General features: G+C 72.4%; 11 protein-coding genes. 10 read left to right on the top strand and 1 reads right to left on the bottom strand.

The genetic code is table 11. The annotated features are described in order from the left end of the window. Positions 1-41 precede the first annotated feature (41 nt). Positions 42-656: a beta-class carbonic anhydrase gene (locus ACZ501_RS01445; RefSeq protein WP_468791647.1), complete on the bottom strand. Its 615-nt coding sequence runs from the start codon at positions 654-656 to the stop codon at positions 42-44. 248 nt (positions 657-904) lie between these two features. Here ACZ501_RS01445 and rsmH point away from each other — a divergent pair, with 248 nt between their 5' ends. The 10 genes from rsmH (at position 905) to ACZ501_RS01395 (ending at position 13,396) form a co-directional block, all read left to right on the top strand. Then, positions 905-1,864, top strand: a complete 960-nt coding sequence (rsmH, locus tag ACZ501_RS01440; protein ID WP_361604877.1) for a 16S rRNA (cytosine(1402)-N(4))-methyltransferase RsmH — start codon at positions 905-907, stop codon at positions 1,862-1,864. Beyond that, positions 1,861-2,307, top strand: coding sequence for a cell division protein FtsL (gene ftsL / locus ACZ501_RS01435; protein WP_361604880.1), 447 nt, complete (start codon positions 1,861-1,863; stop codon positions 2,305-2,307). Before rsmH ends, ftsL begins: the two co-directional genes overlap by 4 nt. 57 nt (positions 2,308-2,364) lie before the next feature. Beyond that, on the top strand, positions 2,365-4,347 hold the full coding sequence (locus tag ACZ501_RS01430) for a peptidoglycan D,D-transpeptidase FtsI family protein (RefSeq protein ID WP_468791644.1): 1,983 nt from the start codon (positions 2,365-2,367) through the stop codon (positions 4,345-4,347). A 37-nt stretch (positions 4,348-4,384) separates the two neighbouring features. Then, positions 4,385-6,079 carry a UDP-N-acetylmuramoyl-L-alanyl-D-glutamate--2,6-diaminopimelate ligase gene (locus ACZ501_RS01425; RefSeq protein ID WP_468791641.1) on the top strand — a complete coding sequence of 565 codons (1,695 nt, stop codon included), beginning with the start codon at positions 4,385-4,387 and terminating at the stop codon, positions 6,077-6,079. Continuing rightward, on the top strand, positions 6,076-7,500 hold the full coding sequence (locus tag ACZ501_RS01420; protein ID WP_361604889.1) for a UDP-N-acetylmuramoyl-tripeptide--D-alanyl-D-alanine ligase: 1,425 nt from the start codon (positions 6,076-6,078) through the stop codon (positions 7,498-7,500). Before ACZ501_RS01425 ends, ACZ501_RS01420 begins: the two co-directional genes overlap by 4 nt. Next, entirely contained in the window at positions 7,497-8,567 is a 1,071-nt protein-coding gene (gene mraY, locus ACZ501_RS01415; RefSeq protein WP_361604892.1) for a phospho-N-acetylmuramoyl-pentapeptide-transferase, read from the top strand. Before ACZ501_RS01420 ends, mraY begins: the two co-directional genes overlap by 4 nt. Further along, positions 8,549-9,994, top strand: coding sequence for a UDP-N-acetylmuramoyl-L-alanine--D-glutamate ligase (murD, locus tag ACZ501_RS01410; protein ID WP_361604895.1), 1,446 nt, complete (start codon positions 8,549-8,551; stop codon positions 9,992-9,994). Before mraY ends, murD begins: the two co-directional genes overlap by 19 nt. A 70-nt stretch (positions 9,995-10,064) precedes the next feature. Beyond that, positions 10,065-11,426 (top strand): putative lipid II flippase FtsW, encoded by a 1,362-nt coding sequence (gene ftsW, locus ACZ501_RS01405; RefSeq protein WP_361604898.1) that lies wholly within the window; start codon positions 10,065-10,067, stop codon positions 11,424-11,426. A gap of 6 nt (positions 11,427-11,432) precedes the next feature. Then, positions 11,433-12,524 (top strand): undecaprenyldiphospho-muramoylpentapeptide beta-N-acetylglucosaminyltransferase, encoded by a 1,092-nt coding sequence (gene murG, locus ACZ501_RS01400; RefSeq protein ID WP_361604901.1) that lies wholly within the window; start codon positions 11,433-11,435, stop codon positions 12,522-12,524. Positions 12,525-12,547: 23 nt separating this feature from the next. After that, positions 12,548-13,396, top strand: coding sequence for a cell division protein FtsQ/DivIB (locus ACZ501_RS01395; RefSeq protein ID WP_362464460.1), 849 nt, complete (start codon positions 12,548-12,550; stop codon positions 13,394-13,396). The last annotated feature ends 37 nt before the right edge of the window (positions 13,397-13,433 follow it).

Below are 13,433 nucleotides of genomic sequence, written 5' to 3'. Positions count from 1 at the left end.
CGTCTCCCCGCATTCTTGACGGCGTCCGGCGGCTCTGTCACTCAGCTGGCCGGATCGATCTCCCGCAGGAGCCCGGTGTGCACGTCGAAGACGAAGCCTCGCACATCGTCCTTGAAGGGCAGGAAGGGGTTGGTCCGCACGCGCTGCATGGACTGGCGCACGTCCTGGTCCACGTCGCGGAAGGACTCCACGGCCCAGGCGGGGCGCTGGCCGACCTCGTCCTCCAGCTCGTGCCGGAAGTCCTCGGTCAGGCTTTCGAGGCCGCAGCCGGTGTGGTGGATCAGTATGACCGTGCGGGTGCCCAGGGCCCGCTGGCTGATGGTGAGCGAGCGGATGGTGTCGTCGGTCACGACCCCGCCGGCGTTGCGGATGGTGTGGCAGTCGCCGAGCTCCAGGCCGAGGGCCTTGTGGAGGTCGAGGCGGGCGTCCATACAGGCCACGACGGCCACCTGGAGGACCGGACGGGCGTCCATGCCGGGATCGGTGAACTGCGCGGCGTAGCGACGGTTCGCCGCGACCAGCCGATCGGTGACGGAGTCGCCGCTGGATGCCTGGGGGGAGGAGTGCGCGGGCAGGGATGCGGAAGTCGTCATGGCTATGACGTTAGTGGTCACGGCGCGGTGGGGCATGGGGTGAGGACGGACAAAGAAGGTCAACAAACCTTGTTGTGAGCTAACCCACAAGGGTGAGGCGGGGGCCGCCGTCCGGGTGATTCACGGCTTTTGCCCTTTCGTCGGAGGCGGGGCGCACCGGGCGCGGGGCGGTTCGTTGACCGCGGCGACCGTTGCACTAAAGTGACGCGAACCGGCCGGAGCCCGGCCCTCACCGGCCGCCCGGCCCCCTGGTAACACTCCGCGTGCGCGGCGCGGCGTATGCCTGCCGCGCCGTTATCTGAGAGGGCGCTTTGACTAGCGAGTCCCGACATGTCCCGGTGATGCTCCAGCGGTGCCTGGACCTGTTGGCCCCGGCGCTGGAGAGGCCGGGGGCCGTCGTCGTCGACTGCACCCTCGGCCTCGGCGGCCACAGCGAGGCCCTGCTGACCCGGTTCCCCGAGGCACGCCTGATCGGCCTCGACCGCGACAAGGAGGCCCTGCGGCTCTCCGGCGAGCGCCTCGCGCCCTTCGGCGACCGGGCCACCCTCGTCCACGCGATCTACGCCGACCTCGCCGAGGTGCTCGACGGGCTGGGCCTGCCGTCCGTCCAGGGCATCCTCTTCGACCTCGGCGTCTCCTCCATGCAGCTCGACGAGGCCGACCGCGGGTTCGCGTACGCGCAGGACGCGCCCCTGGACATGCGCATGGACCAGACGACCGGCATCAGCGCCGCCGAGGTCCTCAACACCTACGCCCCCGGCGAGCTGGTGCGGATCCTGCGCCAGTACGGCGAGGAGAAGCAGGCCAAGCGGATCGTGTCCGCGATCGTGCGGGAGCGGGAGAAGGAGCCCTTCTCCAACAGCGCCCGCCTGGTCGAGCTGATCCGCGACGCCCTGCCGCAGGCGGCGAAGCGCACCGGCGGCAACCCCGCCAAGCGGACCTTCCAGGCCCTGCGCATCGAGGTCAACGGCGAGCTCTCCGGGCTGGAGCGGGCCATCCCGGCGGCGGTCGACCGGATCGCGGTCGGCGGCCGGATCGCCGTGCTCTCGTACCACTCGCTGGAGGACCGGCTCGTCAAGCAGGTCTTCGCCGCCGGCGCCACCTCGACGGCCCCGCCGGGGCTGCCGGTGGTCCCCGAGAAGTACCAGCCCAAGCTGAAGCTGCTGACGCGGGGCGCCGAGCTGCCGACCGAGGAGGAGATCGCCGAGAACCGGCGGGCCGCCCCGGCCCGGTTCCGGGGCGTCGAGCGCATCCGCGAGGCGCGGCTGTGACCAAGGCCCGCGGGGGCGGCCGGACGCGGCCGCAGGGCGGCGGGGCGGCACGGATGCCGTTCGTCCTGCTGGTGGTGGCGCTGCTCGCGGGCGGGCTGATCAGCCTGCTGCTGCTGAACTCGGCGCTGAACCAGGGCTCCTTCCAGCTGAGCCGGCTGAAGAAGGAGACCACCGCGCTGACGGACGAGCAGCAGGCCCTCCAGCGGGACGTCGACGGCTACTCGGCACCCGACGCCCTCCAGCGGCGGGCCCGCGAACTGGGCCTGGTGCCGGGGGGCAGCCCCGTCTTCCTCGGCCCCGACGGCAGGACCGCGGGCACCCCCGCCCCGGCGGAGGCCCCGCCCCCGCCGCCGACGGCCGCGCCGAGCCCGGCCGGGTCCACCGCGCCCCCGGCCCCCGCGCCCGGCACCTCCCCGCAGCCCACCCCTACCCCAGGCAGGTGACGTCGTGACGCGGACCGGATACGGACCCCTCCCCGCTCCGCCCCGCGGAGTACCGCGGTGAGCCCCAAGGAGCCGCCGCGGCGGGTGCCCGGACCCGGGCGGCCCCGGATCACGGTCCGCCCGGCCCCCCGGCCCGCCGCGTCCCGGGCGCCGCACACGATCCGCCTCGGCAGCCCCAGGCCCCGGCTGCGCCTGGTCGGCGTCGGGCTCACCCTCGTCATGGTCGCCTTCGTCGTGCGGCTCCTGCAGGTGCAGGCCGTCGACGCCTCCGCGTACTCCGCCAAGGCCAGCGAGAACCGCTTCGCCAGCCACACCCTGGCCGCCGAGCGCGGGGAGATCACCGACCGCAAGGGCGTGGCGCTGGCCACCAGCGTCGACGCGTACGACATCACCGCCGACCCGAAGATGTTCACCCCGCAGGAGAGCAAGGCGCCCGACGCCCCCCAGCAGGCCGCGGCCCTCCTCGCGCCCATCCTCGGAGCGGACGCCGGGGAACTCGCCAAGCGCCTCCAGACCAGGAACAGCCGCTACGTGATCCTGGCCCGCCGCCAGACCCCCCAGGTCTGGAACCAGATCAAGGACCTCAAGAAGCTCTTCGCCGACAAGGCGGCCGCCGACAAGAAGAACAACGGCCCCGGCGCCAACGTCATCGCCGGCGTCTTCAACGAGGTCAGCAGCAAGCGCGTGTACCCGGGCGGCGACCTCGCCGCCGGGATACTGGGTTACGTCAACGCCGACGGCAAGGGCGGCGGCGGACTCGAGTCCGCCCTCGACAAGAAGCTGGCCGGCAAGGACGGCGAACTCACCTACGCCCAGTCCGGCGGCCGCCGCGTCCCCACGGCCGGTTCCAGCGAGAAGCCCGCCGTGCCCGGCGACGACATCGAGCTGACCATCGACCGCGACATCCAGTGGGCCGCGCAGAGCGCCATCGCCGAGCAGGTCGAGAAGTCCGGCGCCGACCGCGGCTACGTCATCGTCCAGGACACCCGCACCGGCGAGGTGCTGGCCATGGCCAACGCCCCCGGGTTCGACCCCAACGACCTCAGCCGCGCCCGCTCCGCCGCCATGGGCAACGCAGCGCTCCAGGACGTGTACGAGCCCGGCTCCACCGCCAAGGTGATGTCGATGGCCGCCGTCCTGGAGGAGGGCAAGGCCAGGCCCGACACCCACGTCGAGGTCCCCAACCGGCTGCACCGCGGCGACCGGCTCTTCAAGGACGACGTCGACCACCCGACCTGGTACCTGACCCTCAACGGGGTCCTCGCCAAGTCCTCCAACATCGGCACCATCCTCGCCACCGGCCAGCTCGGCGCCACCCAGAAGGAAGCCAACCAGGTCCTGTACTCGTACCTGGACAAGTTCGGCATCGGGCGCCCCACCGGCCTGAACTACCCCGGCGAATCCCGCGGCATCCTCGCCCGGCCCGAGGCCTGGTCCACCTCCCAGCAGTACACGATCCCCTTCGGCCAGGGCCTGTCCCTCAACGCCATGCAGGCGGCCTCCGTGTACTCCACCATCGCCAACGGCGGCGTCCGGATCACGCCGACCCTCGTCCGCGGCACCAAGGGCCCCGACGGCCGCTTCACCCCGGCCCCGGCACCCGAGCGCACCCGGGTGATCAGCCAGGAGACCGCCAGGACCCTTTCCGAGATGCTGGAGTCCGTGGTCGACGACCAGGAGGGCACCGGCACCAGGGCGAAGATCCCCGGCTACCGGGTCGGCGGCAAGACCGGCACCTCCAACCGGGTGGATCCGGCGACCGGCCGCTACAAGGGCTACACGGCCTCCTTCGCCGGCTTCGCCCCCGCCGACAACCCCCGCATCACCGTGTACTGCGCCATCCAGAACCCCACCAAGGGCAGTTACTTCGGCGGCCAGATCTGCGGCCCCATCTACAAGACGGTCATGGAGTTCGCCCTCAAGACCCTCCAGGTCGCACCCACCGGAACCGCCCCCGCCGGCCTGCCGGTCACCTACGAGGCGGCCCCGCCGCCCGCCCCCGCCGGCAACGCCCCGACCGGTCCGCAGCCCGGACAGTGAACCGCCCGTCCAGCCACCAGAGCGCGAGGCACCACCAGTGACAACGATCACCCCGGAACCGGGGAACCAGACGGCCGGCGGCGCCCAGGCGGGGCCCTCGCTTCGCGAGCGGCCCGCCGCGCCCGGTACGCTCACCGCCGTGCCTCACGCTGATCAGCCCAGAACCGCCCAGAAAGACGCCCCGGCAGCGCCGCCGGGAGCGCCCCGGCCCGTGACCGCCCGCCCGACCCCCCTGGGCGTGCTGGCCACCCTGCTGGGTCTGCCCGAGTCCGGCGCCGCTCAGATCACCGGCATCACGCACGACTCCCGTGCGGTGCGCCCCGGAGACCTGTACGCGGCCCTGCCCGGCGCCCGGCTGCACGGTGCGGACTTCGCCGCCCAGGCGGCCGCCCTCGGCGCCGCCGCCGTGCTGACCGACCCGGACGGCGCCGAATGCGCCGCCGCGACCGGCCTGCCGGTCCTGGTCGTCGCCGACCCGCGCGGCCGGATGGGCGAGCTGGCCGCCGAGATCTACGGACGCCCCGGCGAGGCCCTGCTCCAGCTCGGCATCACCGGCACCTCCGGCAAGACCACCACCGCGTACCTCGTCGAAGGCGGACTGCGCGCGGCGGGACGCACCACCGGACTCGTCGGCACCGTCGAGATGCGCATCGGCGACGAGCGCATCAAGTCCGAGCGGACCACGCCCGAGGCCACCGACCTCCAGGCCCTGTTCGCCGTCATGCGCGAACGCGGCGTCGAGGCCGTGGCCATGGAGGTCTCCAGCCACGCCCTGGTGCTCGGCCGGGTCGACGGATGCGTCTTCGACGTCGCCGTCTTCAACAACCTGAGCCCGGAACACATGGAGTTCCACACCGGCATGGAGGACTACTTCCAGGCCAAGGCGCAGCTCTTCAGCGAGCGCCGGGCCCGCCTCGGGGTGGTCAACATCGACGACGAGTACGGCCGGCGCCTCGCCAAGGAGGCGCCGATCCCGGTCGTCACCTTCTCCGCCGCCGGGGACCCGGCCGCGGACTGGCGTGCCGAGGACGTGGTCAGCGGCCACATGGACTCCACCCTGACCCTGATCGGGCCCGAAGGGCAGCGCGTACGGGCCAAGGCCCCGCTGCCCGGCCCCTTCAACGTCGCCAACACCGTCGCCGCGATCGTGACGCTCGCCGCGGCCGGCCTCGACCCGCAGACCGCCGCCGACGGCGTCGCCGCGGTCCCCGGGGTCCCCGGCCGCCTCGAGCGGGTCGACGCGGGCCAGCCGTACCTGGCCGTCGTCGACTACGCCCACAAGACGGACGCCGTCGAGTCGGTGCTGCGCGCCCTGCGCGAGGTCACCACCGGCCGGCTGCACATCGTCCTCGGCTGCGGCGGCGACCGCGACACCACCAAGCGCGGCCCGATGGGCGCCGCGGCGGCCCGGTACGCCGACACCGCCGTCCTGACCTCCGACAACCCGCGCTCCGAGGACCCCCTGAAGATCCTCGCCGCGATGTTCGACGGCGCCGTCTCCGTGCCCGCCGAGGAGCGCGGCACCGTCCTCGTCGACGCGGACCGGGCAGCGGCCATCGCCGCCGCCGTCGCGCGCGCCGAGGCCGGGGACACCGTGCTCGTCGCCGGCAAGGGCCACGAGCAGGGCCAGGACACCGCGGGCGTCGTACGCCCCTTCGACGACCGCGCCGTGCTGCGCGCGGCCATCGAGAACCAGCAGCGCAGCGCCCGACAGGCCGAGGTGAACCAGTGATCGCCCTCTCCCTCGCCGAGATCGCCGACATCACCGGCGGGCGGCCCCACGACATACCGGATCCGTCGGTGCGGATCGTCGGACCGGTCGTCATCGACTCCCGCCAGGTGGAGCCCGGCAGCCTCTTCGCCGCCTTCGCGGGCGAGAACGTCGACGGCCACGACTACGCCGAGCGCGCCGTCGCCGCCGGAGCCGCCGCCGTCCTGGCCGCCCGGCCCGTCGGCGTACCGGCGATCGTGGTGCCCGACGTGGAGAAGGCGCTGGGTGCCCTCGCCCGCACCGTCGTCGAACGTCTCGGCACCGACGTGGTGGCCCTGACCGGCTCGGCCGGCAAGACCTCCACCAAGGACCTCATCGCCCAGGTGCTCCAGCACCACGCGCCCACCGTGTGGACGCCCGGCTCCCTGAACAACGAGATCGGCCTGCCGCTCACGGCCCTGAAGGCCACCGCGGAAACCCGCCACCTGGTCCTGGAGATGGGCGCCCGCGGCATCGGCCACATCGCCTACCTGACCGGCCTGACCCCGCCGCGCATCGGCCTCGTCCTGAACGTCGGGACCGCCCACATCGGCGAGTTCGGCGGCCGCGAGGCCATCGCCCAGGCCAAGGGGGAGCTGGTCGAGGCCCTGCCGTCGGAGGCCGAGGGCGGGGTCGCCGTACTCAACGCCGACGACCTGCTGGTGCGCGCCATGTCCGCCCGCACCAAGGCCCGTACGGTCTTCTTCGGCGAGGCCGAGGACGCCGACGTGCGCGCCACCGAGGTGCGGATGACGGCCGCGGGACAGCCCTCCTTCACACTCCACACCCCGACCGGGTGCAGCGATGTGACCTTGCGGCTGTACGGTGAGCACCACGTGTCGAACGCGCTCGCCGCGGCCGCCGTCGCCCATGTCCTGGGCATGCCGGTCGAGGAGATCGCCACAGCGCTCTCCGGGGCGGGCACGCTGTCCCGGTGGCGGATGGAGGTCACCGAGCGCGAGGACGGCGTGACGATCGTCAACGACGCCTACAACGCGAACCCCGAGTCCATGCGGGCCGCCCTGCGCGCACTTGTCGCGATGGGCGAGGCCCGCAGGGCCGAGGGGGGACGTACGTGGGCGGTGCTCGGCCCCATGGCCGAGCTCGGCGACGATTCGCTGGCCGAACACGACGCGGTGGGGCGGCTTGCCGTCCGGCTCAACGTGAGCAGGCTCGTGGCAGTCGGGGGCAGGGAAGCGTCCTGGCTGCAACTGGGCGCATATAACGAGGGTTCGTGGGGTGAGGAGTCGGTGCTCGTGTCCGACGCGCAGGCGGCGGTCGACCTGTTGCGCAGTGAACTGCGCCCGGGGGACGTCGTGCTGGTGAAGGCTTCCAGGTCGGTCGGCCTGGAGCGGGTCGCGCTGGCGTTGCTGGAGCGCGAGGGCGGGGTCGCCGACCGATGAGGCAGATCCTGTTCGCCGGTGTCATCGGCATGTTCCTCACCGTCATCGGCACCCCGCTGCTGATCAAGCTGCTGGCCCGCAAGGGCTACGGCCAGTTCATCCGTGACGACGGCCCCCGCGGCCACGCCGGGAAGAAGGGCACGCCCACCATGGGCGGCATCTCCTTCATCCTGGCCACGCTCATCGCGTACGCCCTGACGAAGGTCATCACCGGCGAGGAGCCGAGCTTCTCGGGCCTGCTCGTGCTGTTCCTGATGGCGGGCATGGGCCTGGTCGGCTACCTCGACGACTACATCAAGATCGTCAAGCGGCGCTCGCTCGGTCTGCGGGCCAAGGCCAAGATGGCCGGCCAGCTGATCGTCGGCATCGCCTTCGCGGTGCTCGCGCTCCAGTTCAAGGACTCGCGCGGACTGACCCCGGCGTCGACCAAGCTGTCGTTCGTCACGGACTTCGGCTGGTCCATCGGTCCCGTGCTGTTCGTGGTGTGGGCCCTGTTCATGATCCTGGCGATGTCCAACGGCGTGAACCTGACCGACGGTCTGGACGGCCTGGCCACCGGCGCCGCCGTGATGGTCTTCGGCGCCTACACCTTCATCGGCGTGTGGCAGTTCCAGGAGTCCTGCGCCAACGCGATGACGCTGACCAACCCCAACGCCTGCTTCGAGGTGCGCGATCCGCTGGACCTCGCGGTCGTCGCCTCCGCCCTCATGGGAGCCTGCTTCGGCTTCCTGTGGTGGAACACCTCGCCCGCCAAGATCTTCATGGGCGACACCGGCTCGCTCGCGCTCGGCGGCGCCCTCGCGGGTCTGGCCATCTGCTCCCGCACGGAGTTCCTGATGGCGCTCCTCGGCGGCCTGTTCGTGCTCATCACGATGTCGGTCGTCATCCAGGTCGGCTCCTTCAAGATGACCGGCAAGCGCGTCTTCCGCATGGCCCCGCTCCAGCACCACTTCGAGCTCAAGGGCTGGTCCGAAGTCCTCGTCGTGGTCCGCTTCTGGATCATCCAGGGCATGTGCGTGATCGTCGGCCTCGGTCTCTTCTACGCGGGATGGGCAGCAGACAAGTGACCTCCTGGCAGGACAGGAACATCACCGTCGCCGGTCTCGGCGTGAGCGGCATCAGCGCCGCCCGCGCCCTGGCCGGCCTCGGCGCGGTCGTGACGGTGGTCGACGGCGGCGACAGCGAGGGCCACCGGGCCCGGGCCGCGGCGCTGGAAGCCGGGACCGAGGGCGTCTCCGTACGCCTCGGCGACGCCGAGACCCTCCCCGAGGGCACCGACCTCGTCGTGACCTCCCCGGGCTGGAAGCCCGACAGCCCCCTGTTCGCGGCGGCCGCCGAGGCCGGCGTGGACGTGGTGGGCGACGTCGAGATCGCCTGGCTGCTGCGCGGCGAGGACGCCGCCCCCTGGCTCGCGATCACCGGCACCAACGGCAAGACCACCACCACCCAGATGCTGGCCTCGATCCTGCGGGCGGCCGGTCTGAAGACCGCCGCCGTCGGCAACATCGGCACGCCCATCATCGACGTGGTGACCGGCGAGGAGCGGTACGACGTGCTCGCCGTCGAACTCTCCAGCTACCAGCTGCACTGGGCGCCCTCGGTGCGCGCCCACTCGGCGGCCGTGCTCAACCTGGCCCCCGACCACCTCGACTGGCACGGCTCCATGGAGGCGTACGCCGCCGACAAGGGCCGCATCTACGAGGGCAACACCGTCGCCTGCGTCTACAACGTCGCCGACCCGGCCACCGAGCGGCTGGTCGAGGAGGCCGACGTCGAGGAGGGCTGCCGGGCCATCGGCTTCACCCTCGGCGCCCCCGGCCCGTCCATGCTCGGCGTGGTCGACGGGATCCTCGTGGACCGGGCCTTCGTGGCGAACCGGCAGAAAAACGCCCAGGAGCTGGCGCACGTCGACGACGTCAACCCGCCCGCCCCGCACAACATCGCCAACGCCCTCGCGGCCGCGGCCCTGGCCCGCGCCTTCGGCGTGGAGCCGCGCGCGGTCCGTGACGGGCTGCGCGACTTCCGCCCCGACGCGCACCGCGTCGCGCACGTCGACGAGGTCGACGGGGTCCGGTACGTCGACGACTCGAAGGCCACCAACACGCACGCGGCGGAGGCCTCCCTCGCGGCCTTCGAGCCGGTCGTCTGGATCGCCGGCGGCCTCGCCAAGGGTGCGACCTTCGACGAACTCGTCCGGAAGTCCGCGAAGCGGCTGCGGGCCGTCGTGCTCATCGGCGCCGACCGGGCGCTGATCGCCGAGGCGCTGGCGCGACACGCGCCCGAGGTCCCGGTGAGCGACCTCGAACGGACCGACACTGGGGCGATGCTCGCAGCGGTCCGGGAAGCGGCCCGGCTCGCGGAGCCCGGGGACACGGTCCTGCTGGCGCCCGCGTGCGCCTCGATGGACATGTTCGCGAACTACAACGAGCGTGGGGACGCGTTCGCCGACGCGGTGCGCGAACTGGCCTCCGGGAGCGCCGCGGACCCGGCCTAGGCCGAGGGCACCGGGACAGGTTCCCTCCGGCCGGCTGCTCGCCTCGTACGAGTGGAGGGGAAGGTCACAGATGCCGGCCAAGCAGATGCTGCCGGGACGGCGGCCCGCCGCCGTCAAGGCGCAGGGCCGCAAACGTCCGGCCGCCACCGCCAAGCGGCCCGCCGGGCGCGGGCCGCTTGCGGGGCTGCGGCGTACGCAGCGGCAGTTGAACAAGGCCTGGGACCGCCCGCTCACGGCGTACTACCTGATCTTCGGCAGCTCGCTCCTCATCACCGTGCTCGGCCTGGTGATGGTCTACTCGGCCTCCATGATCAAGGCGCTCCAGCTGGGCCTGGGGGACGCCTACTTCTTCAAGAAGCAGTTCATCGCCGCCCTGATCGGCGGCGCCCTGCTCTTCGCGGCCTCCCGGATGCCGGTCAAGCTGCACCGGGCCCTGTCCTACCCGGTACTGGCCGGCACCCTGTTCCTGATGGTCCTGGTCCAGGTCCCCGGGATAGGGGTCTCCATCAACGGCAACCAGAACTGGATCTCCCTGGGCGGCCCGTTCATGCTCCAGCCCAGCGAGTTCGGCAAGCTGGCGCTGATCCTGTGGGGCTCCGACCTGCTGGCCCGCAAGGGCGACAAGGGGCTGCTGAGCCAGTGGAAGCACCTGCTGGTGCCGCTGGTCCCGGTGTCCTTCCTGCTCCTGGGGCTGATCATGCTCGGCGGGGACATGGGCACCGCGATGATCCTCGGAGCCGTCCTGTTCGGCCTGCTGTGGCTGGCCGGAGCCCCGACGAGGTTCTTCGTGGGCGTGCTCGCCTTCGCGGGTGTGATCGTCGCACTGCTGATCAAGACCAGCCCGCACCGCATGGACCGGCTCGCCTGCCTCGGCGCGACGGAACCGGGCAGGAACGACCTCTGCTGGCAGGCCGTGCACGGCATCTACGCCCTCGCGTCCGGCGGATGGTTCGGTTCCGGCCTCGGGGCGAGTGTGGAAAAATGGGGGCAACTGCCCGAAGCCCACACCGACTTCATCTTTGCCATCACCGGTGAGGAACTGGGCCTGGCGGGGACGCTGTCGGTGCTCGCCCTGTTCGCGGCCCTAGGCTATGCGGGTATCCGCGTGGCCGGACGCACGGAGGACTCCTTCGTACGGTATGCCGCGGGAGGCGTGACCACCTGGATCACGGCGCAGGCCGTGATCAACATCGGTGCGGTGCTCGGCCTGCTGCCGATCGCCGGGGTCCCCCTCCCGCTGTTCTCCTACGGAGGGTCCGCCCTGCTGCCGACCATGTTCGCGGTCGGACTGCTCATCGCCTTCGCGCGGGAGGAGCCGACGGCGAGGGCGGCGCTCGCGATGCGTCAGCCGAGAGCGGGCTGGAAGCGGAGCGGGCCGATATGGAAGTCGATGAGACGGCGCGTCAAGAGGCGTCCGTCCGGAGAGCGGTGAATTTCGGTGCATGTCGTACTCGCCGGTGGGGGGACCGCCGGCCACATCGAGCCGGCGCTCGCCCTCGCGGACGCCCTGCGCAGGCAGGACCCGACCGTGGGCATCACCGCCCTCGGCACGGAACGCGGCCTGGAGACCCGTCTGGTTCCGGAGCGCGGCTACGAGCTGGGACTGATCCCCGCCGTGCCGCTGCCCCGCAAGCCCACCCCTGAGCTGATCACCGTCCCCGGACGGCTGCGCGGCACGATCAAGGCCGCCGAGGAGATCCTCACCCGCACCAAGGCCGACGTCGTCGTCGGCTTCGGCGGCTACGTGGCCCTGCCCGGCTACCTCGCCGCCAAGCGGCTCGGGGTGCCGATCATCGTCCACGAGGCCAACGCGCGGCCCGGACTGGCCAACAAGATCGGCTCCCGGTACGCGCACGCCGTCGCGGTCTCCACCCCGGACAGCAAGCTGCGCGGCGCCCGCTACGTGGGCATCCCGCTGCGCCGCTCCATCTCCACCCTGGACCGCGCCGCCGTACGCCCCGAGGCGCGGGCCGCCTTCGGCCTGGACCCCAACCTGCCGACGCTGCTGGTCTCCGGCGGCTCCCAGGGCGCCCGCCGCCTCAACGAGACGATCCAGCAGGCCGCGCCGACCCTCCAGCGCTCCGGGATCCAGATCCTGCACGCGGTCGGCCCGAAGAACGAACTGCCGCGTGTCGACAACATGCCCGGGATGCCGCCCTATGTGCCGGTACCGTACGTGGACCGGATGGATCTCGCGTACGCCGCCGCCGACATGATGCTGTGCCGCGCGGGTGCGATGACCGTCGCCGAACTCTCCGCCGTCGGACTGCCGGCCGCCTACGTACCGCTGCCGATCGGCAACGGCGAACAGCGGCTCAACGCCCAGCCGGTGGTCAAGGCCGGCGGCGGCCTGCTCGTGGACGACGCGGAACTGACGCCCGAGTGGGTGCTCGGCCAGATCCTCCCGGTGCTGTCCGATCCGCACCGCCTGTACGAGATGTCCCGCGCCGCCGCCGAGTTCGGCCGCCGGGACGCCGACGACCTGCTCGTCGGCCTGGTCTACGAGGCGATCGCGGCCGCACGCAGGTAACCGCTGACCCAGGAGGCACAGGAGTGGCCGGAGCGACGACGGCACAGCGCGGCCCTTCCGGCCGCGCCGGCAAGGGCGGCAAGGGCGGGGGTCCGTCCGGAGCCCCCCAGCGGCCCAAGTCGCCGAAGCCGCCGAAGGGGTCCGGTCCGCGGGGGCCCGGCGGCGCGGTGGCGCGCCGGGTCCCCGTGCTGCTCGCCCTCGCCGCCGCGGCGCTCCTCGCGGGCGGCGTCACCTGGGCGCTCTACGGATCCTCCTGGCTCCGCGTCGAGAAGGTCACGGCCTCCGGCACCGACGTGCTCACCCCCGAGCAGGTCCTCGCCGCCGCGGCCGTGCCCGTCGGCGCACCCCTGGTGGGCGTCGACACCGACGAGATCGCGGCCCGGGTGCGCGGCCGGCTGCCCCGCATCGATTCGGTCGAGGTGGTGCGGTCCTGGCCGCACGGGATCGCCCTCGAGGTGACGGAGCGCAAAGCGGTCCTGCTCATCAAAAAGGGCGCGGAGTTCGTCGAAGTGGACGCTTCCGGTGTGCGATTCGACACGGTCCGGCAAGCACCCGCGCACGTTCCGGTCCTCGAACTGGCGGCGGCGGGCTCGCCCAGCGCCCGCCGCTTCGACGGCGAGCGGCTGCTGCGCGAGGCCGTCGCCATCGCCGGAAGCCTCCCGGAAGCCGTGGCCAAGGAGACGTCGCAGGTCACCGTCCGGTCGTACGATTCGGTCGTACTGCACCTGACAAAGGGCCGCACGGTGGTGTGGGGGAGCGGCGAACTGGGTGAGGCCAAAGGGAGGGCGCTGACGGCCCTGCTGAAGGCCTCGCCCAAGGCTGACCACTTCGACGTGAGCGTTCCGACGGCGCCTGCGGTGTCCGGGAGTTGACGTCAGGTCGAACACCGGAGCACCCTGGTTGGCCACC

Source organism: Streptomyces sp. NPDC034085 (genome assembly GCF_055575555.1).
Note: the sequence above shows the minus strand (reverse complement) of the source record. Positions and strands in the feature narration are given on the sequence as shown.

Excerpts from the sequence above, each read along its gene's own strand:
- mraY (WP_361604892.1), top strand. The coding sequence starts at position 7,497 with ATGAGGCAGATCCTGTTCGCCGGTGTCATCGGCATGTTCCTCACCGTC.
- ftsW (WP_361604898.1), top strand. The coding sequence starts at position 10,065 with ATGCCGGCCAAGCAGATGCTGCCGGGACGGCGGCCCGCCGCCGTCAAG.
- murD (WP_361604895.1), top strand. The coding sequence starts at position 8,549 with ATGGGCAGCAGACAAGTGACCTCCTGGCAGGACAGGAACATCACCGTC.